At 60.4% G+C, this 18,160-nt stretch carries 17 protein-coding genes; 5 read left to right on the top strand and 12 right to left on the bottom strand.

Annotation, left to right across the window (positions count from 1 at the left end):
* Positions 1-238 precede the first annotated feature (238 nt).
* The 3 genes from CLV87_RS22365 to CLV87_RS22375 all read right to left on the bottom strand — a co-directional run bounded on the left by CLV87_RS22365 (position 239) and on the right by CLV87_RS22375 (position 3,314).
* Complete coding sequence (locus tag CLV87_RS22365; protein WP_099249523.1) at positions 239-1,168, bottom strand: DUF2493 domain-containing protein; 930 nt, start codon at positions 1,166-1,168, stop codon at positions 239-241.
* A 591-nt stretch (positions 1,169-1,759) separates the two neighbouring features.
* Complete coding sequence (locus tag CLV87_RS22370) at positions 1,760-2,245, bottom strand: PIN domain-containing protein (protein WP_099249432.1); 486 nt, start codon at positions 2,243-2,245, stop codon at positions 1,760-1,762.
* A gap of 7 nt (positions 2,246-2,252) precedes the next feature.
* The gene (locus CLV87_RS22375) at positions 2,253-3,314 is read right to left on the bottom strand and encodes a helix-turn-helix domain-containing protein (protein ID WP_099249430.1); all 1,062 of its coding nucleotides are present in this window, start codon (positions 3,312-3,314) and stop codon (positions 2,253-2,255) included.
* Positions 3,315-3,495: 181 nt separating this feature from the next.
* Here CLV87_RS22375 and CLV87_RS22380 point away from each other — a divergent pair, with 181 nt between their 5' ends.
* From CLV87_RS22380 to CLV87_RS22400, 5 genes are read left to right on the top strand one after another with little or no spacing between them, the layout of a single operon-like run.
* The gene (locus CLV87_RS22380; protein WP_099249429.1) at positions 3,496-4,401 is read left to right on the top strand and encodes an AAA family ATPase; all 906 of its coding nucleotides are present in this window, start codon (positions 3,496-3,498) and stop codon (positions 4,399-4,401) included.
* Positions 4,401-4,871: a hypothetical protein gene (locus CLV87_RS22385; RefSeq protein WP_099249427.1), complete on the top strand. Its 471-nt coding sequence runs from the start codon at positions 4,401-4,403 to the stop codon at positions 4,869-4,871. Before CLV87_RS22380 ends, CLV87_RS22385 begins: the two co-directional genes overlap by 1 nt.
* The gene (locus tag CLV87_RS22390; RefSeq protein ID WP_099249426.1) at positions 4,868-5,371 is read left to right on the top strand and encodes an HORMA domain containing protein; all 504 of its coding nucleotides are present in this window, start codon (positions 4,868-4,870) and stop codon (positions 5,369-5,371) included. Before CLV87_RS22385 ends, CLV87_RS22390 begins: the two co-directional genes overlap by 4 nt.
* Complete coding sequence (locus CLV87_RS22395; RefSeq protein WP_099249424.1) at positions 5,368-6,267, top strand: CBASS oligonucleotide cyclase; 900 nt, start codon at positions 5,368-5,370, stop codon at positions 6,265-6,267. Before CLV87_RS22390 ends, CLV87_RS22395 begins: the two co-directional genes overlap by 4 nt.
* Before the next feature lie 12 nt (positions 6,268-6,279).
* The gene (locus tag CLV87_RS22400) at positions 6,280-7,002 is read left to right on the top strand and encodes a DUF6602 domain-containing protein (RefSeq protein WP_099249422.1); all 723 of its coding nucleotides are present in this window, start codon (positions 6,280-6,282) and stop codon (positions 7,000-7,002) included.
* Positions 7,003-7,139: 137 nt separating this feature from the next.
* On the opposite strand, the gene CLV87_RS22405 is transcribed toward CLV87_RS22400, so the two are convergent.
* From CLV87_RS22405 to CLV87_RS22445, 9 genes are all read right to left on the bottom strand, one after another.
* Positions 7,140-7,556 (bottom strand): hypothetical protein, encoded by a 417-nt coding sequence (locus CLV87_RS22405; RefSeq protein ID WP_235872034.1) that lies wholly within the window; start codon positions 7,554-7,556, stop codon positions 7,140-7,142.
* 154 nt (positions 7,557-7,710) lie between these two features.
* Positions 7,711-8,439, bottom strand: a complete 729-nt coding sequence (locus tag CLV87_RS22410; protein ID WP_099249420.1) for a DUF736 family protein — start codon at positions 8,437-8,439, stop codon at positions 7,711-7,713.
* Between the two features lie 124 nt (positions 8,440-8,563).
* Complete coding sequence (locus tag CLV87_RS22415; protein ID WP_099249418.1) at positions 8,564-8,869, bottom strand: hypothetical protein; 306 nt, start codon at positions 8,867-8,869, stop codon at positions 8,564-8,566.
* A 14-nt stretch (positions 8,870-8,883) separates the two neighbouring features.
* Entirely contained in the window at positions 8,884-13,158 is a 4,275-nt protein-coding gene (locus CLV87_RS22420; RefSeq protein ID WP_099249416.1) for a strawberry notch-like NTP hydrolase domain-containing protein, read from the bottom strand.
* A gap of 122 nt (positions 13,159-13,280) precedes the next feature.
* Positions 13,281-13,928, bottom strand: a complete 648-nt coding sequence (locus CLV87_RS22425; RefSeq protein WP_058314149.1) for a DUF6927 domain-containing protein — start codon at positions 13,926-13,928, stop codon at positions 13,281-13,283.
* Complete coding sequence (locus CLV87_RS22430; RefSeq protein ID WP_058314148.1) at positions 13,928-14,521, bottom strand: hypothetical protein; 594 nt, start codon at positions 14,519-14,521, stop codon at positions 13,928-13,930. The genes CLV87_RS22425 and CLV87_RS22430 overlap by 1 nt, the downstream gene beginning before the upstream one ends.
* A 74-nt stretch (positions 14,522-14,595) precedes the next feature.
* Positions 14,596-16,578 carry a ParB/RepB/Spo0J family partition protein gene (locus CLV87_RS22435; protein ID WP_099249414.1) on the bottom strand — a complete coding sequence of 661 codons (1,983 nt, stop codon included), beginning with the start codon at positions 16,576-16,578 and terminating at the stop codon, positions 14,596-14,598.
* Positions 16,579-16,736: 158 nt separating this feature from the next.
* The gene (locus tag CLV87_RS22440) at positions 16,737-17,126 is read right to left on the bottom strand and encodes a DUF3768 domain-containing protein (protein ID WP_058314146.1); all 390 of its coding nucleotides are present in this window, start codon (positions 17,124-17,126) and stop codon (positions 16,737-16,739) included.
* Between the two features lie 70 nt (positions 17,127-17,196).
* On the bottom strand, positions 17,197-18,129 hold the full coding sequence (locus tag CLV87_RS22445) for an ArdC family protein (RefSeq protein WP_058314145.1): 933 nt from the start codon (positions 18,127-18,129) through the stop codon (positions 17,197-17,199).
* Positions 18,130-18,160 lie beyond the last annotated feature (31 nt).

Below are 18,160 nucleotides of genomic sequence, written 5' to 3' on the forward strand. Positions count from 1 at the left end.
ATTTCCAAATTTTGCTTGGCACACATATACCTATCAAAACAGGAAATTGCTAGGCAAGGCGAAAAACGGACTTCAGCGATGTGCACTCCACACCTCAAGATCACGCCAGAACCGGGCACCAGGAAACGCAAAGGCCAGGCCCCCACTGACACGTCTCTTGATCAGCGTTGAGCGATGAAGAAGCGACACCACCCCTGAGAAAAGATGAAAGGGCCGCGCCACGCGCGACCCTCTCAATTCAAGTCTCCGAAGTCTTCTTCGCCGGATCGGCGACCCGCATGACCGTCAGCCCTTTCGCTTCCGCCTTCTGGCCGAGGTTCAGCGCCACGCCATTGCCACCGAAAAGCACAACCCCCGTTGCCGCGAACTTGTCGTCCAGCATCTCGTCGTTGCACTTGAACGGTGCCGCCCGCCCATGTGCGGACCAGCGCGGATCGAAGCGCGCCTGCGCGACCCCGCGCGCCCGCGCCCAGCGGGCCGCGATCATCTCCGCCCCGTGCTTGCCACCCTTGTGGCAGAGGAAGATTTCCTGGTTGCGGTTCTGCCTGATCCGCTCGCGAACCTTGTCGAGCGTGTTGAAGATGACGTCGATATCGGTCCAGTCGGTCGCACCCGAGACGATCAAGGGGACCCCCTCGACCTTCGACTTCGCGGCCGTCTCGCGATCATGCTGCTCCAGAAGCTGCCGGGCCTCGAAGACGGCCCCGGTCTCCTGCGCCCGACCACTGGCGCGTGACCCTGCCGCCGGGATGAAGGCATGGCCCGTCTCGATCTCGTAGCATTCCGCTGCTGCTTCGCTCATCACCTCGATGGCGCCTACGATCTCGCGCAGCTGCAGAAAGCGCGCCTGCGCCTCTTCGAGCGCCGTCTCGGCGATCTCCGATCCGTCGTGAGATTTTGCCAGCGCGCCGATCTTGTCGGCTGTGCGATCGACCTCCTTGCCGAGCGTCACCTTGCGCCGTTGCAGGATCGTCGCGAACCCGTGGGCCAGCGGTTCGATTTCTGCCTCGAGTCCGGTCCCGCGCAATTGCCCGAGCAGGGTCTCGAAGGTTTCGCGGATGATGCTGTCCTTCAGGATGTGATCTTCCGGGATCGGCAGATGGGCGTCCTTCTCGGTCAGCCCGAAAAGCTCGATGGTCTCGTAGGTGTTCGCTTGATCGTAAGCCATTTTGGTATCTCCAGATGTTTGACTGACCACCACGTGAGTGTGGTGGCATGGCCGAATGTCTGGTTTCCGAATCTGCTCGGGTCAGGGACGGCGCAGCCGCCGGCTTGCCGGGCGCAAAAGTTTTCCGAGCGCAGCACCCGACACATGCGCGCGCTCACGCACGGGTTCACCCCGCGCCACAGGCCCCGCCCTCGCCGAAAAGTTTTGCGATCCTTGAGGCGGGCTGATTTGGGGGCCATCCGGAGGATATGATTCCACGCTCATGTGTGTGTGTTTTGACGGTAGGTTTGCCCGACACGAGCAGGCAAACGGGGCGACCGGACGCGGAAGACGGATGAAGCGGCGGGATCGTTTTGCCAAGCAAAACAGACCAGAGCGCAATCCGGCGGAGCGGCCGGGGAGCAACGTGCTCGCGAGGCGGGCAAACCGGGATGCCGGGCGCTACGCCGCGGTGAGGCCGCATGGCCGAATGCGCGACGGACCGAAGGGCCGTTCTCACCTGCGACACGCGAAGCCGAACAGGGGAGGCCGCAAGGCTAAACCAAAGAAAAACTTGGCAACAAGTTCCTTCAAGCAAGCCGAATAAACAAGTTAGTATCTCGCAAGGCGCCTATTGATTTCCCTGATAGGAAGTCTGCATCTTGGGTGATCACGAACCGCTTCGAGACCCGACATGAGGAGGGCGGTCGAACAAACCTCGTGACGTTCCATCTCATCGAAGACCCACAAGACGCCGTGCATCGCGATTTCTTGGCGCTCGGCCTCAGCCCTGAGCGCACCGTCTCCGGTAATGAGAACCCAATCCCTTCCAGCCGCCAGGCAAAATGCAAAGACATCTGGCGTCGATAACATAGCTTTCGCCCGCTTCAGCTCTGTCGCACGTGCGGTTTCTTCTGGCGTAAGCTCTTCCACTCTCAGTCCCAGATCGATCAGATCAGGGCCCATCCAGTCGAGGAGTTCCGCTTCATAAAGAATATCTGGAACAACAAAATCATAGGGGAGGTCAAAGAGCCTCGCAGTCAGCGAGGCTCTCTCGATGTCGATCAGGACGGAGGTATCAGAAACAAGAACTTGCACATGGGCACTATGCCATGTGGTCCAAACGTTCTTCCAGTTCTTTTACTCGTATTTCGAGAAGCTCAGCTGCGCGAGACAACCCAATCAACCCCTCGGAGAGGGCACGAAAACACAACCTCTGAAAGCGGTCCGGTTCTTCTCGCTCCCACGGAATGGAATTTGGCTCCTCGAACGGCTCATCCCGCCAACCACGTTGCTTATAGACCTTGAACAGGCGCGCAAAGGTTGCCTGGTTGATAATCTCCAAATCCTTGCATCGATACGTCAGCGCTTGAATGCTGACGCCAAACCGATCCTTCAGACTAATGAGCTCACCAATGCTTATGTCCGTTCTGCGGGCACCAATCTCCTGCCGTAGCACTTCTGCCGGAACGAGGAATGCACCAGCAAATCGATTTGCGGCGCGTTCTGAATCGCACCCTTCGGCGACTTTAAGAACCATGTGGCCCAATTCGTGGGCTAAACTGAAGCGCTTCCGCTCAGACCAGGTCTTCTTCTTGATCATGATAACACGGGCGGAGTGATGCTCTTTTCGACGCACTTTCGCCGCAAGTCCGTCAATCCGATCGACATCCAAAGATAGCACTTTGATCCCGTGCTCCTCGAGGAGTTCGGCAAGCATTGGAATCGGGTCATGACCCAGCTGCCAAGAAGCACGCATGTTGCGAGCCGCGTCCTCGGCATCACGAACATCGGCCACCCAATAGGGTGCTTCGTGCGGGGCATCCCATTCCTGGCTCGAAAGATTCAGCAAGCTTTCGATAGCTAGGTACTTTTCTACCATATTGAGCGTCTTGGCTTCGATCGTCGCGATCTCTTTGGCTGACGAGCTGGCTGACTTGCGAAACTCAACGCCCTCCAACTCAAGCTCATCATCGCTGAGCAGGAAATCCACAGAGACGCCGAGTGCTCGGGCAAGACTCAGCAGCACGCCCGATCCAGGCATGTCTTCATTGCGCTCGTACTTGCCTATGGCTTGAGCGGACACCTTGTTCTCCATGGCATCGGAAAGTGCACGTAGCGAGAGGCCAGATGCCGCCCGGGCTCCTTTGAGTCTCTTGCCAATCATAACGTCCTCCCAGTGGGTGGTTTACATTTCACCCATATGATTGATATTTTGTAAACTACAACGCTTGAAAGCGCGGCAGATTGTCCCTAAGTTGTAACACGAGGCCAAAACGAAGGCAAATTTGTAAACCGCCAAGTCGCCCCAAGAGGCGCTGAACAGGCAAAGAACCGAGGAAGCAGCCATGAACGCACCGTTTGCGGGCGACCTGCCGAAAGGAATTCAGAAGATTACGGCACTGCCGGACCCCGGCCTGGCAGAACTCTGGGACTCAATCATCGTCGAAGCCGAGATGAAGGAGCGCCTGCTCTCTCAGGCGGTGCTAAATTTCACAATGCGACCAAAGATGAGCCGAGCCGTGTTGCCGCTCCATGGCGTCCTTCTCCTGGTTGGCGCACCCGGGACGGGCAAGACTTCGCTCGCGCGAGGGTTGGCCAACCGAACAGCGGCGGCTTTCAAGGGTGGAAGCTTTCAACTGGTTGAGGTGGAAGCGCATGGATTGACGAGTTCCGCCATGGGGAAAACGCAACGGGCGGTTTCTGACCTTTTTGCGCAGACCCTCTCAGAACTTGCTAATGCAGGTCCGACGATTGTGCTGCTGGATGAGGTGGAAACACTTGCGGTCGACCGGTCTAGGCTCAGCCTTGATGCCAACCCTGTTGACATTCATCGAGCCACGGACGCCGTACTGGTACAGCTCGACCTGCTGGCAGAATCTCACAAAAACCTGCTATTTGTGGCGACCAGTAACTACCCGGAAGCCGTGGACGATGCCTTCGTTTCCCGATGCGATCTGGTACTTGAAGTACCTCTTCCAGGGAAAGAAGCCTGCAAGACGATTTTGCGGGAGTGTCTCTTGGGGCTTGGCAGCACCTATCCTGAGATTGAAGAGCTGACCAAGGACCATGGCTTCGATACATGCGCCGGCGAATTCGTCGGTCTTGACGGAAGGGCGATCCGAAAAACGGTTGCGAACGCGCTCGCCTCGAACACTCAGGTGGCACTGAACCCCGGCTCGGTAACACTGTCTCAGTTGGTAAAAGCCGCGAAATCAGCCCAAATCAACAAAAAAGCAAATCGGGGGAAGTGATGGCAACTGTAACCCGCAGAACATTCCGGAGCTCACCGCATCGCGACGCCGTGGCCACATGGGCGACCATCAGCGACTTGCTCACCCGGACAAATACCGGCGCGCAACAGGAACTCGGCATTGTCGCTGGCATTGCAAGCAGCGTTATCGCGGACAAAGCCTGCGAAAACTCACCAATCATTGTCAGCTGTGAGGGACCGCAAACGCGCATCTACTGCATTTACGACGACGATGCGATCGATGGGTCGGATGCAAACGAAGACGTGCTCGGGTTTGACCCACTGAATGGTGATTGGTCGATTTCACTGCCATGTGAACCCGATGATCTCGGTTGGGTCCAATCTGCCCTACAACAAAAGAGCAACCGCATCACTGCACGCGACAAAACCGAAACCAAAAAGCAAGACACAGCGAACAGTTCGCAAGGTGCAGCGCTTGAAATTGATCTCGAGGGGCTATTGAAGCCATGACATCGGTCATCACATATTCCCGCACCCAGTCCGTTACCTATGTGGCAGACAACATCCTCAAAAGCCTCAAAGACATTATTCGTCTGAGCGGCATGGACCCGACGAACTTCGTGAATGACACGGAAATCAATATGCGGGGTATCAAGGCGTGGCTGGAGAGCGAAGACCTCGAGAAAATCACCCTGGATATCTACAATCCGACAACCGACAGCCTGATCCTGCGTTGGGACATAGACGTGACCTACAGTTGGTCTGCTGGAGATGGAAACTTCTGGACGGACACTGACCAACTTCGTTGGGCAATCCGCAAAGCCGGCGTGGCGCCAGCAAGCGCCAAGTATGACCTCCTTCTACGTACAAAGCCTGGACGACCTGATGTCCCGGGCTGGTATCGAACCACTGCCCGTTCAACCGACGGCATGGTTCGCCAAAGCCTTGGATCTACCATCGAGCACAATGGGCTGGGTGCGACGGCCTCGTATTGGAGACAAGCATCATGATTTCACTCCCGGACGCATTCAAGAAGTTCAAGAGCCGAATGGAGTTGAACGAAAGAGAGCAGCAGAACGCATCCAAGCGGCAGAAGGAAGTTCGCGAGCACCTGGATAAAGCCTTTCAGATTGACCGAAGCTTTTTGACAGGAAGCTACGCCCGCTGGACCAAGTCCAAACCACTCAAAGATGTCGATATCTTCTTCGTTCTTGGAAAGGACGAGGACCACTATCGAGAGAAACACCCTGACAAGATACTGACCGCGTTCTACGATACGTTGGTTGACGTTTATGGAAGCAGCGCCGTCAAAAAACAGGGACGCTCCGTGGGGGTGGACTTTGGGGTCGTCGTCGATACAGGCCACAACACAGATTACCGGGTTGTAAGCGTGGATGCCGTGCCCGCATTCGCAAAGGGAGACGACTACGAAATCCCAAACAACACGACCGGGAAGTGGATGGGCACAAACCCCGAAATTCATGCACAGAAGGCTGTTGCGGCCCATCAAGCCTATGGCAATGAGTGGAAGGGCCTGGTGCGCATGGTGAAGTACTGGAACCAAAACAGCCGCCATGGAGAAAAACCAATCAAGCCATCCTTTCTGATCGAGGTCATGGCGATGGAGTGTCTACATGGTGGATGGGGCGGCTCACACGATCGCGAAATCCAAGCGTTCTTCGCTACGCTGCGCGACCGAATTCACGAGGATTGGCCAGATCCGGCCGGTTTGGGTTCTCCTGTCAGTGACCGAATGGACGCGTCCATGGTGCAGCGAGCGCAGGCTATTCTGGATCAGGCAAATCGCGACATCGCTGCCGCAATCCACTTAGCGCGCCAGGGCAAGAACGGAGACGCCCTGAAAGCGTGGCGCGCTTTCTTCGGACCAAAATTTCCGCTGTCTTAGAAGGAAAAAACAATGGCTGAATGGTCGCTATCACAACTTCTATCGTCGTTGCACGAGGATATTCAGCATCGGCTGTCGACAGCGCGAAAGTCGTTCAAGCATCCTGTTGCGAAAGGGGATGCCAGCGAAGCCATATGGATGGGCATGCTCGCCCAGTACCTGCCCGAAAGGTATCAGGTCGCAAGCGCACACGTGGTGGACAGCCAGGGAAACTTCAGCGACCAGATTGATGCCGTGGTCTTTGACCGCCAGTATTCGCCATTCATCTTCACGTACGAAGAACAACTCATCGTTCCAGCTGAGAGCGTCTATGCAGTATTCGAGGCAAAGCAGACGGCAGATGCCGGTCTTGTGAAGTATGCCCAAGACAAGGTCGCATCTGTCCGAAACCTGCATCGGACCAGCTTACCAATCCCGCATGCTGGCGGGGTCTACCCACCAAAACAACTCATTCCCATCATTGGCGGGCTTCTGACATTCGAGAGCGAGTGGAAACCTCCCTTGGGTGCATCGTTCGAAAGGGTCCTAAACGAAGGCGAAGATGATAGACGGTTGGACATCGGGTGTGTTGCCTCCCACGGGCATTTTGTGTTCGACGAAGACAAGGGTTACGACCTGGTTGAGGGTGCGAAACCGGCAACTGCCTTCTTGTTCGCGTTGATCTCGCACCTCCAGTTCAGCGGCACTGTGCCGATGATCGATATCGACGCCTATGGAGATTGGCTGACCAAATAGTTGCCGCAAAGGTCCGCTAACGTGTGCCGCATCGCTGTTGCCTGCATATCCCCGGCGATTTGCGATTTTGACCCAATTCCCTCGCCAGCTGAATCAACTCACGAATTACCAAAACGGGGAGCCGGTTTATCGTGATCTTACACGGTGTTGCTAGGCCGCAGGGGCATGGTTTCTCGCTCGGGGCGCTTCAAGGCTTCGGCAAGTTTGCGAGCATTGTCGTCAATCGTGCCGTGCCAGAGCTTCGAGACAAACGCCCGGGCGTCTTGCACCTTCATGTCGTTCAGCGAAGAGGACAGCGCCATGAAGATCGTGTCCTGCAGGTCGGTCAGATAAGCACGCCGCGATGTGGACACCGGCTTGCCCGCCGCCTTGGCCTCTCTGTATGCCAGCCTTGTCGTCTCGAGCTTCGACTTGGCAAAAGACATGATAACATCGCGCTTTCGGGCGGGTAGCGCGAATTCGGTCCAGCGCTCGATATGGGCGGTGAGGATCTCAACCTCGGCCGCGACATCAAAGTTGTCAAACCATGGAACCGTCCCTGATCTCGCCGCCACGCGCCCGCCCCGATACTACGTTAATATATTATTGTATAACCATCGCACCAGATTGCAAGCGGGTGGGCTCCTTCACGCAAACGGACATGGAAAAAGGGAAACCGTGATCCCACGGCTCCCCTTGCTACTCGAATGTTCAAGCCTCGTAATATGATCAGGCGACCAGCGACAGCCCCGCGCCTGCATCCTGCGGCTGCTCACCACCGTCGATGAACGGGATGATCGAGAAGGTCTTGCCGCCGCGCTGTTCCTCGTTCTGCACGGCGTTGACGCGCAGGTCGCCATCGGGCGTGTTGATCAACAGCGACAGGTAGTCATTGCCCGTGCGGCTGCTCTTGGCCATCCAAGCAGACCCGACGCGGATCGGATTGCCGCGAGGCGAGCTGACCTCGATCCGGTAGTCGGGATGGGTGTCCTCGGACTTGTAGTCGTTCTCGATCAGCATGAACTCCAGATCGAACATCATGTTGGCAATGTAGCCGGTGAAGGCGTTGTCGGCGTCCATGGCGGTCAACTCGCCCGAAATCGAGCCGGATTTCATGATGCCGTTCGAGACCAGCGGGATGATCTCGAATTCGCCGCTCTGGGCCGCGCGCGCCTCTTTCGTCTGCACCGCGTTGACCCGGAACGGGCCGAGGCCGACATCGATCTGCATCGAGATGTAGGGGTTGCCGCTTGTATTGCCGGTCTCGTTCCATGCGGTTCCGATGCGCACCTTGCGGCCAGACTTGTTGACCGCGGTCACGTCGTAATCCGGGCTGCGCTCGGACATCTTCGGGCGGGTTTCAAGCTGGATGGCAATGTCGAAACGTGTCGAATGGATCATGCCGGAGTATTGGGCGGCTGCGGTTTCAGTGTTGCGGGTCAAGGTTCCTGCGAACATGGGATGGTTCCTTCTGATATGTCCGGTGCCTGACGTCCTTGCCAGCGCATCCGGGATTGCTTTTTCGACCCCTCCTGGGATCACAAACCAGAAAGCTCGCTTTCCTTTCTTCCCAACCTTCAGTTCAGCGCTGGCGCCTGAGAGACTGTGCCACCTCCCCGCCGGGTACGACGCCCCTCCCCTGCCCGTCTGGTCTCAGTTGGCTGTCCTGGCTCTTCTCGTCGCCACTCTCCGGTCCAGCGATAAAGAACTCTGCTTCCTCCCCGTTCAACCGCTGCCCGCTCCGGTCGGTCAGCCCGATGGTGCTGCCGTTCGGCTCAAACGTAATCAGGTACTGGCCGAATCTGTCCTTGTCCACGCGGTAGCCGGTGTTGGCCCAATGTACGGTCTGACCTGCATCGATGGCGGCTTTGATCTCTTCGAGTGTCATGATCGTCCCCTCGCCTATTCTGCTGCCACTGAAGTTACGTCCCGCGTGGCGTCTGGTCCGGTTCCAACAATCCGGGCAAGAATGCCCAATGTGTCGACACCGTCCCCATGTGGCAGAAACACGCGCAGCTGGAAGGCGATGATCTCCGTGAAACACCCCATGGCCTTGAGGCCATCGATCATTCCCTTGTCCGCACCGCCCAGCTCGAGGCGCACCTCGCCCGCGACACGGCGGCGGGTCAGGGTCAGGCCGCGGCCCAGATCGACCTGGGCAGTGGTGCCTAGGGCGGCGGTCAGCATTTCTTCTGGGGTTTGTGGGTTGGAAACGAGGAAGCGCCCGCGCAATGCAGCCGCGCCCTCTTCGCTCAGCGTGCGGCCGATCATGCTGGTTCCGCCGTCGGGCGTGACCCGGTAGATGCGCTCATTGGTGGTCGGGATGTCCTTCCAGATCGGCAAGAGCAGCCCGGTCAGCAGGTAGAGCTTCGTCGTGGTGGTTTTTGGAAGGGACGCTGCCTCGGTATCCCAAAGCCCTGCAAACTCGGGCCTTCCGATATCTTCCCAGGCCGAGGACTCGAACCGCGCCTCTTCGAGATAGCTCGACCCGTTTGGCCGCACCGCCTTGCGCATGAGGGTGACGAGATCCTCGTCATACATCTGCATGGGCCGCGCCGAGATGAGCGCCGCGCGGCCGGACGCGCGGTTGACCATCGTGGTCTTATCCGGATTGCGCGACATGGCCTCTTCGGCGTTGAGGACGTGAACCGGGTCGGTCACCTCAAGCCCGATGATCCGCGTCACGGCGCCGGATTTCGGGCAGGTCCAGAGGTCTTCGGTGGAGACCTGCTCGATCTTGTCGCCACGCAGGGTTTCCACACCGAGATCGAGCGTGCCCGCCGCGCGCGCCCGTTCGGTCTGATCGGCGATCCGGCGCATGAACTCGGCAAAGAGTGCGTTCTGCATGTGGATGGGCAGGGCCAGAACCCGGTTCAGAAAACGCTGGATCGGGGGAAGCTCTTCCAGCAGAAAGCCGTCCTTGTCGGTCAGCCGCAAGGCTGTCCAGTCGGTGAAGCTCTCGTAGCTCATCGCGGCGGCGTGTCCGGCGGCAAGATCTGCATAGTAGCCGCGCAGCGCCGCTCGCGCGATCGGGCTTTCGAGATTGTCCTCCTCGCGAAACATGCCCTGCGAGCCGGTTTCCCGCTGACCCTTGGTGAGCGCGCCTAACTGGTCGAGCCGTTTGCTGATCGTCGAGGTGAAACGCTTCTCGCCATGCACATCGGAGGTGCAAACGCGAAAGAAGGGCGCGCTGACCTGAGCCGAGCGATGCGTGCGGCCCAGCCCCTGGATGGCCCCATCGGCGCGCCAGCCGGGCTCCAGCAGGTAGTGCCGCCGCCGTTTCTGGTTCTTCGCCGTTTGCGCCGCATGATAGGATCGGCCCGTCCCGCCCGCATCGGAAAAGATCAGGATATCCTTCTCGCCGTCCATAAAGGCTTGGGTCTCCGACGAATTGCTACTGGCGGAGCGCTTCTCGATGAAGAGATGGCCATCCTCGGCCTTGAGGGGCCGGATGGACCGCCCCGTGACTTCAGCGACGGTCTCGTCGCCAAAGGCCCAGAGGATCTGATCGAGCGCCGAGGGGATCGGGGCGAGCGTCATCAACTCCATCATTGCCGCATCGCGCAGGGCGAGCGCCTCGCGCGAGACGACCAGCGCGCCGGTCTCGTCGCGCAAGGGTTCCACGACCATGTTGCCGTCAATCTCCACGAGCTTTTGCGCGTGGATCGGGAAGGCTTGTTCGAGATAACCCAGCACGTAGTCGCGAGGCGTCAGGGCACCCTCAACGAGTTCATCCTCCGGATCCATGGTCTCAAGTCGCCGCTTCAACAGGCTCTCACCCGTCGAGACCACCTGGATGACGCAAGCCTTGCCTGCCGACAGATCTTCCTCGATGGCGCGGATGATGGTCGGGGCCTTCATGCCCATCAGGAGATGATTGAAGAACCGTTGTTTCGTGCTCTCGAAGCGGGACTTGGCCGAGGCGCGTGCGGCGGAGGCATTGGTCTCGCCGGAAGCGTCATTGACGCCGGTGGCAGTCAGGGCTGCCTCGAGATTGTGGTGGATCATGCGAAACGCACCCGCATAGGCGTCGTAGATCTCGGTTTGGGCCGGGGTCAGTGCATGTTCCAGCACGTCATATTCCACCCCATCAAAGCTGAGCGCGCGGGCCGTGTAGAGCCCGAGTGTCTTGAGGTCGCGCGCGACCACCTCCATGGCAGCGACGCCGCCTGCCTCCATCGCCGAGACAAAGCTCTCGCGGCTTGGGAAGGGGTATTCGGTACCCTGACCCCAGAGCCCCAGCCGCGCGGCATAGGCCAGGTTGTGTACGCTGGTGGCACCCGTGGCCGAGACATAGAAGACGCGGGCGCGGGGGGCGGCAAGTTGCAACCGCAGCCCGGCGAGGCCCTGCTGGGAGGGTTTGACCCCCCTGCCCTGCTCGGACCCGGCCGCGTTCTGCATGGCATGGGCTTCGTCGAAAGCCAGAACACCATCGAACCCCGCGCCCATCCAGTCGAGGACCTGGCTCAGCCGCGAGGTGCCGCATTTGCCCGCCGAACGCAGCGTGGCGTAGGTGACGAAGAGGATGCCGTCGCCCATGGGGATTGGCTGATCCGGTTTCCATTTCGACAGCGGCTGAATGTCGGCGGGCGAGCCGCCAAGATCGGTCCAGTCGCGGATCGCGTCCTCGATGAGCGTGGCGGATTTGGAGACCCAGATCGCCTTCCTGCGCCCGGCAAGCCAGTTCACGAGGATGAGCCCCGCGCATTCCCGTCCCTTGCCACAGCCGGTGCCGTCACCGAGGAAATAGCCGAGACGATAGGTATTGGCGTCCAGGTCATCATCGGCGCGCGTCAGCTTTGTCTGGTCGTCATCGATGGTAAAACGCCCCGGCAAGTCGCGCCCATGGGCATCATTGGCCATGATGATGGTCTCAAGCTGCGCCTCGGAGAGGTGTCCCTCTTCGATCAGTCGGGCGGGCAGCCGCAATGCCTCGCTCGCCTCACGCGATGGCGCTGGCGGCGCGACGGAGGCCATTGCGATACTTTCGACCAACGGCGTGGGATGTTCCCGAGCGCCCGCGATCTCGATCCGCTGCGGGCGGTAGCGGGCATAGATGTCCGAGACCGGCGTGTTGTCCCGTGGAGTCTCGAGACTGGTGAAGGTAAGCGGAACGGCGGTGTTGGTTTTGGTCTTGGATGCAGCGACTGCTGCAACAGGCCGCTTGCGCGTGACAGGCACTGGAACGACCCTCCCCGCGTGAGGGCTCGTCGCCGCCCTTTGGGCGAGACGCGCCTCGGGCCGGTTCGCAACCACGGCGTCGACATATGCCGAGGCCTCATCCAGATCCCGCACCGTGGCGCGGATGAACTCACCACCCTCCGGCACCTTGTCGAAGACCATCAGCTGGGTTTCCACACTCGTGCCAAGCTTACGATAAACCTGTCCCGGGATCGTCAGCGCCAAGCGCGGCGTGAAGAGGCCGCATGCGCGCGACCATTGCGCGGCATCACGCTTGGCGCTGAACCCCGGCGGCATGATCGCCACCAGCCGTCCGCCGGGCGCGAGGCGCTTCGCAGCCGCGACGAGATGCTTGGCCGCGATGTGCTTGTCCCTTGAGCGATCGACCGAAGAGGCAAAGGGCGGGTTCATGGCCACGACATCGGGCAGGACCGGTGTCTGCAGCAGATCGTCGATATGCTCACCATCGTGACCCGTCACGTCGCCCCCGAAGACGGCCCGCAGCAGGCGCTGGCGAAAGGGATCGATCTCGTTGAGCAGAAGCTTGGCACCGGCGCGGGTGGCGAAAGCGGCCAGGGCGCCAGTTCCGGCGGATGGCTCCAGCACGGTCTCGCCCTTGCGGACCGCAGCCGCCCGCACGGCCAGAGACGCGAATGGCAACGGCGTGGAGAATTGCTGCAATCGGATCTGCTGCTCTGACCGGCGGGTTTCCGTCAGGAGTCGCGAGGCGAGCAGCTTTGCAGCGGCAATACCACCCTCGGCGCCGTCTCGACGCAGCAGCACCTGAACAGCCGCAGCCTGCATCATGTCATAGGCCATGCGCCAGTCCCACGCGCCACTGGCATCGCTGCCGCCGAACGCCTCCCGCATGATATGGGCAAGCGCCGAACTGCGCAGGGGCTGGTGATCAATCTCCGCTCCCACCTGCCTCAGAGCGGTGGAAAGATCGGGATCGGAGACGTTAAGAACTGGGTTTGTTGGGGTTGGCTTGGCCATGGGGTTTGTCCTTTGGATCAGGGTCTGAGTTCCAAAAGACAAAAAGCCCCCTCTACACTTTGTAAGAGCAGAGAGGTCTCGAAGGAAGCGCCGGTGCTTGATGGTCCAGTCGTTCAATCCTCCTACCCCGCCAGGAACTCCGCCAACACCGGGCTGGCCGCGCCCTTTGCGGAGCTGAGGAGCACCGATCCAGTAAGCGAGGCTTTCGACAGGCGCACGAGACCGCCGGTTTCCTCGATGCGGTAACAGCGGCGTCTCGAGCGACCGCGCCTGTAGTGGGTCACGGTGACGATCTGGCAGGTGCTGCCGTCGGAGAGCGTCACGGGCGCGGCGAGTTTGATCCTGTCACCTTCCTGGTAGTCCGGAATCGCCGCCCAGTCCCGGCAGCGCCGGCGCCAGGCATGGGCATAGCTGTCGGGGTCCTTGAGTTCGGACAGCAGGGCGAGGAGGTTGAGTGGCGCGCGGGACTCGACGGGACCAGCGCTTTCCTCCATGTCCTTGTAACCCCAGCAGCCGTCGTCGTATCGGGTGAGGAATACGGCACCGAAGGTGATGGAGCCATCGGCGTCAGTGACATAGGTCGCATCCTCGACCGAAGATCCGTGGAGGTTTGTGACCCTCGCTGCCGTGTACCAGGTCGACCCCACCTTGCAGGCCTTGAGCGGTTCTGTCTTTCGGATGTCGGTCTCGAAGGTACAGAGCCGTGTGATTTCCGCTTTCTCATCCGCGTAGGTCTGGACTCGGCGGTCGGTGTAAAAGAGCCATCCCACTATGCCGCCCTCCGATCATCGAGCTCCATGAGCGCATCGAGCGGCACGCGATAGGGCTGCATGGCGTCGAAATCCTCGCAATTGCCGCAGTTCTGCACGATCGCGAACGTGTCACAGGCGTCCTTGAGGATGACTCGGAAGGTACCCCCGAGACCAGAGGGCACGTCATAGGCTCCGCCGATGAGATAATCCGCTGCGCGGCGCACGAAGACGCGGATGCTGTGGCCATCCGTGGCGAGCCGGATCGTGCCCTGCCCCCGGTCGATGAGCACTTGAACGTCGTCCAGGATGTCCGTGTAGAACTGCCCGGTCAGATCGCGAAACGCCATGCGGCGCTGCGCCATCCAGTCGGTGTCCCGAAACGGGTTCATGCCATCGGCGAAGGCGAAGGAGGGATCCGCCTGCTCAGTCGTGACGATGCGGGTTGTTGTGTCATCAATGCCGTTCGAGCGCAGATGCACGCCATTGCCGACGATCAGGATCAGGGCGGGCCTGTCCACGGGTCCATTCCAGTTGGGCAGGAATGTCTTGCAGCCGCGCGCAAGGCCGATCTGCGCCGCGACAGCGGACGCGGAGAACTTGAGAATAGCCATGGGGATGTCTTTCTGTTCGGTGTGGGAGGGTCGACCCGCGCGGGCGGAATGCCTCGCGCGGACCGCGTGATGGCTCAGGCCGCTTGCGCGACCTCGCTGTCAGGCTCCGGGGTTTCCGCAATGGGCGCCGTCTCATCACAGGCGACACCGGCGGTCTGCATCATCGGCGGGCACCAGGTGGCCACGGCAGCACGCTGCGCGTCGGTGAGCGTGGCGAAGGGTTCGGCGAAGAGCTTGTCGCAGAAGGCGACGATCTCCTTCTTGCTCGACGAGGCCAGCGTCACCGCCTCCTGGGCCAGACCCAGATCTTCGCCGAGGATTTTCAGGAGCCAGGCCTTCTTGAGGCGGTTGAACAGCGCCGCGTTCGGCGTCCAATGTGCACGAATGTCGGGCATGATCTCGATCTCGAAATCATGCATCAGGCTGTCGCGCCGAGAGTCCCGCGCAAAGCAGGACTGCGTGGTGCTTGCTGTGGCATAGGCGACGAGCTTGGCCTTCTCCCCTGCCTCGAGCGCGCGAAACGCCGCGAACTGATCGGCTGGGGACCGGGCCTCATCGAGCCACGTCAGATCGAGCACATCGTGGGCTGCGGCCACCTGCTCGAGCGAGGTCTCGTCGATCTCGTCCATCTTGGCATGGCTGCGGTATTCCTTGCGGGCATCGATCTTGATCGCCTGCGTGACACTCATGCCGCTGGCCAGAACGTCACTGACCAGCTTGAAGAGCGTCAGATCGAGCGTGGCTTCCGGATGCAGCGCCATCGCGGCCCCAAGCGCCATGGCCCGCTCGGTCTTGAGGTCCTCAGCCAGTGAGGCCGGGTAGGTGATTTCGCCCGGATCCGGGGCCTCCTCCCCCGTCGGGTCGGCCGACGAGCCGCGCGCGCCTTCCACTTTCACGGTGTCTTCCGGGCGGACGAGGCCCACATGGAGGGTCACCTGTCCACTCGACCACGACGCAATCACGCCTGCGCGGGCGAGGTCCTCGGTGCTGTAGGCCTCCTGCAGGTCGCGCGCTTCTTCTTCCAAAGCGTCTACACGTTCGTAGAGCGCCGTGTAGGCGTCGTCATCGAGACCCTCATCCTCCATCTCGAGCTGCAGTTGCTCGAGCTCGGCGGTGATCTCATCGATGCGCTTTTGGGTGGCTTCATCGGGCTCGATCGGGCCGGGATAGACGCGGCTGTAGTCGGCCATGGCCGCGTAATCATAGCGCACCATCGCATCCGCCCAGGCAAAGCCCAGTTTTGCGCGGGCCTCTTCGGCAGCGGCGCCGAGCTTCTCAAGCAGGATGGTCTCGACCAGCGCCGCATCCTCAAGCACGGAATGCTCTTCCAGAAGGTCAGCCGCGACGGCACCGCCACGCGCCTCGTAGTCCGCGCGCACGAAGGCTCCGATATCGTCGCTGACCTGCACGCCGCGGGATTTGAGCGCTTGCCGGACGGTATAGGCCTGCAGATAGCTGTCTTCCTTGGTGAGCGCCTCATAGACCTCGCGCTGAACCTCCTGGCTCGGATGCTCGGCAAAGGCCTTCATCGTGTCGAGCGTGATCGTCTTCGCCCGAGCGGCGGCGCGGATATCGGGGTGGATCAGCCCGTAGCGCAACCGGCCTTTCACGGCGGCAACGGTCGTGCCGAAAGTCTTTGCGATGGTCTCAGGCGTCTGGCCGTCGACCTCCATCATCCGCGCGAAGGCCTCGAACTCGTCGATGGCATTCATCGGCGCCTGGGTGATGTTCTCGGCGAGCGACAGCGCCGTGGTCACATCGCAATCCTCCGGCACGAGGCGGCACTCGACCTTGGTCTTGGCGGTGAAGCCCTTCGCGGCCTTGTCCGCGACCAGCTCCTTCAGCGCGGCATGGCGCCGGCCACCGGCGAGGACAGCATATTTGCCGTCAAGCTTCTGGACCAGGAGCGGCTGGAGCAGGCCCAGCACAGCGATACTGGCCTTCAGATGGGCGATGTTCTCGGGGTCATAGGTTTCCGGCGCGTTGCTGCGCACATTGGCGGGATGCGGGACGAGATCGCCGATAGCGACGGTAAGGGGAGCAAAGCTTGTGGTCATGGGATATCCTTCCAGGAGGGTGAGGTGTGGCCCGCGCGCTCACGCGCGTGACCAATCCCCGGCTTCAGGGATCACCACGACAAAAGGCCCACTCTCCCTTTGAGGGGTCAGTGGGCCTTCATCGTCTCGGATGTCAGGGGGAGGAGTCCCCTGCCCTTCTACCAGTCGCGCGCCATCATGATGGTCAGCACGCGAATGGTGGTTTCCGGGTTATCCGGGGCCTCGGCACCGTAGCGAAAATCGGAATCTGCCTCATAGAGATCAATTTTCCAGAATACGGTTTCACCCTGGATCTCGACCGCCCCGAAATCATGCCAGCCCTCCGGGTCATTCTCGGGTTCGAATGTGTCGAACGCCCCCGTGACATTCACCGCCTCGGCCATGAAACCGTCCCCCGCCTCCATGAGCGAGCGGGTCACATGCATCCGGCCTTGGATGGGCGCCTCTGGTGCTATCCCGAGGCAGGCGAGCTTGCGGAAAGCGTCATTCTGAGCGGCGATTACGGCGGGGTCTGGGCGGTCTGTCAGAGGCTGTGCTGCGTTGGTCATGGGTCTGTCCTTCGAGAAGTTTGAAACACCCTTCCCAAAGCCTGCTTTCCCTTTGCCGACACACATCCCCTCAAGCGGCCTGGTCGACCTCCTCTGCCCTGCCCGCCTCCGATCGCGCGATAAGGTACTCACAGGCGCGCTGCGCATCGGCCGCGTGCTTGAAAATCGCCTGCTTGTCCGAGCGTAGCACCCGCAGCCAGTTGTAGAGGTAAGCGGCATTCATCTCGAGCGTATGCGACGTGAACCCAAGTTCCTGCCCCAGAAAGCAGGACGTGAGCTCGGCCACGATCTCCTCGCGCGCATAGGCTGTGTTGCCAAACCGCGAAAGACCGTAGTCGCGGTTCAAGCGATGGCGCGCCTTTGTGGCATGGCCCAGTTCATGGGCCCAAACCCCGTAAAAATTTGGCGGGTTCTGGAACCGCGTAATCGGCGGCATGTAGACCTTGTCTACCGGCGGCAGATAGTAGGCATCGCTACCCGTGAAGACGGTGGTGATATCGATGGCATCAAAAAAAGCCTGCATATGGGGAATGGGTTCAGCGGGCGGATGCTCAGGCACCGGGTCCGGCTCGGGATGGAAGCTATCCGGCAACCCCTCGATCTGGCAGGCGTTGAACACGCGATAGGATTTCTGGAAACGGAAGACGCGGGCCTCGTCACCATCTGCCTCGTCGGCGTCTCCAGACGCCTCGTCCTGTTTCCGGCTCTGGCCGTAATAGACCACCACGGAGGACTTCTCGCCCTTGCGGACCTTGGCACCCAGGGCATTGGCCTGTGGGATGGTCATCCAGTAGGGCGAGCTGTAGCCCGCCATCACGGTCCGCATGGTCAGCAGGAAGTTGTTGACGCCTTGATATGCCTCGCCGCCCACGCGCAGGGGACGTGTACTGCCACCAGCCGTCCAGGGCTTGCGCCACGGCAGGACGCCGCGCTCAATGATACGGATGATTTCGTTTGTGATGACCTCGGAGGCATCAGATTTGGGCGTGCGGGATCTGGCCATGGCTGGCTTCCTTTCGAGTGTTGGTGTGAGG

The organism is Pelagimonas phthalicica (genome assembly GCF_004364805.1).
GTDB lineage: Bacteria > Pseudomonadota > Alphaproteobacteria > Rhodobacterales > Rhodobacteraceae > Pelagimonas > Pelagimonas phthalicica.

Bases quoted from the DNA above. Each gene is read 5' to 3' on its own strand.
- CLV87_RS22365 (WP_099249523.1), bottom strand. From the start codon at position 1,168: ATGGCTTACGATCAAGCGAACACCTACGAGACCATCGAGCTTTTCGGG.
- CLV87_RS22375 (WP_099249430.1), bottom strand. From the start codon at position 3,314: ATGATTGGCAAGAGACTCAAAGGAGCCCGGGCGGCATCTGGCCTCTCG.
- CLV87_RS22380 (WP_099249429.1), top strand. From the start codon at position 3,496: ATGAACGCACCGTTTGCGGGCGACCTGCCGAAAGGAATTCAGAAGATT.
- CLV87_RS22385 (WP_099249427.1), top strand. From the start codon at position 4,401: ATGGCAACTGTAACCCGCAGAACATTCCGGAGCTCACCGCATCGCGAC.
- CLV87_RS22390 (WP_099249426.1), top strand. From the start codon at position 4,868: ATGACATCGGTCATCACATATTCCCGCACCCAGTCCGTTACCTATGTG.
- CLV87_RS22395 (WP_099249424.1), top strand. From the start codon at position 5,368: ATGATTTCACTCCCGGACGCATTCAAGAAGTTCAAGAGCCGAATGGAG.
- CLV87_RS22400 (WP_099249422.1), top strand. From the start codon at position 6,280: ATGGCTGAATGGTCGCTATCACAACTTCTATCGTCGTTGCACGAGGAT.
- CLV87_RS22410 (WP_099249420.1), bottom strand. From the start codon at position 8,439: ATGTTCGCAGGAACCTTGACCCGCAACACTGAAACCGCAGCCGCCCAA.
- CLV87_RS22415 (WP_099249418.1), bottom strand. From the start codon at position 8,869: ATGACACTCGAAGAGATCAAAGCCGCCATCGATGCAGGTCAGACCGTA.
- CLV87_RS22420 (WP_099249416.1), bottom strand. From the start codon at position 13,158: ATGGCCAAGCCAACCCCAACAAACCCAGTTCTTAACGTCTCCGATCCC.
- CLV87_RS22430 (WP_058314148.1), bottom strand. From the start codon at position 14,521: ATGGCTATTCTCAAGTTCTCCGCGTCCGCTGTCGCGGCGCAGATCGGC.
- CLV87_RS22435 (WP_099249414.1), bottom strand. From the start codon at position 16,578: ATGACCACAAGCTTTGCTCCCCTTACCGTCGCTATCGGCGATCTCGTC.
- CLV87_RS22440 (WP_058314146.1), bottom strand. From the start codon at position 17,126: ATGACCAACGCAGCACAGCCTCTGACAGACCGCCCAGACCCCGCCGTA.
- CLV87_RS22445 (WP_058314145.1), bottom strand. From the start codon at position 18,129: ATGGCCAGATCCCGCACGCCCAAATCTGATGCCTCCGAGGTCATCACA.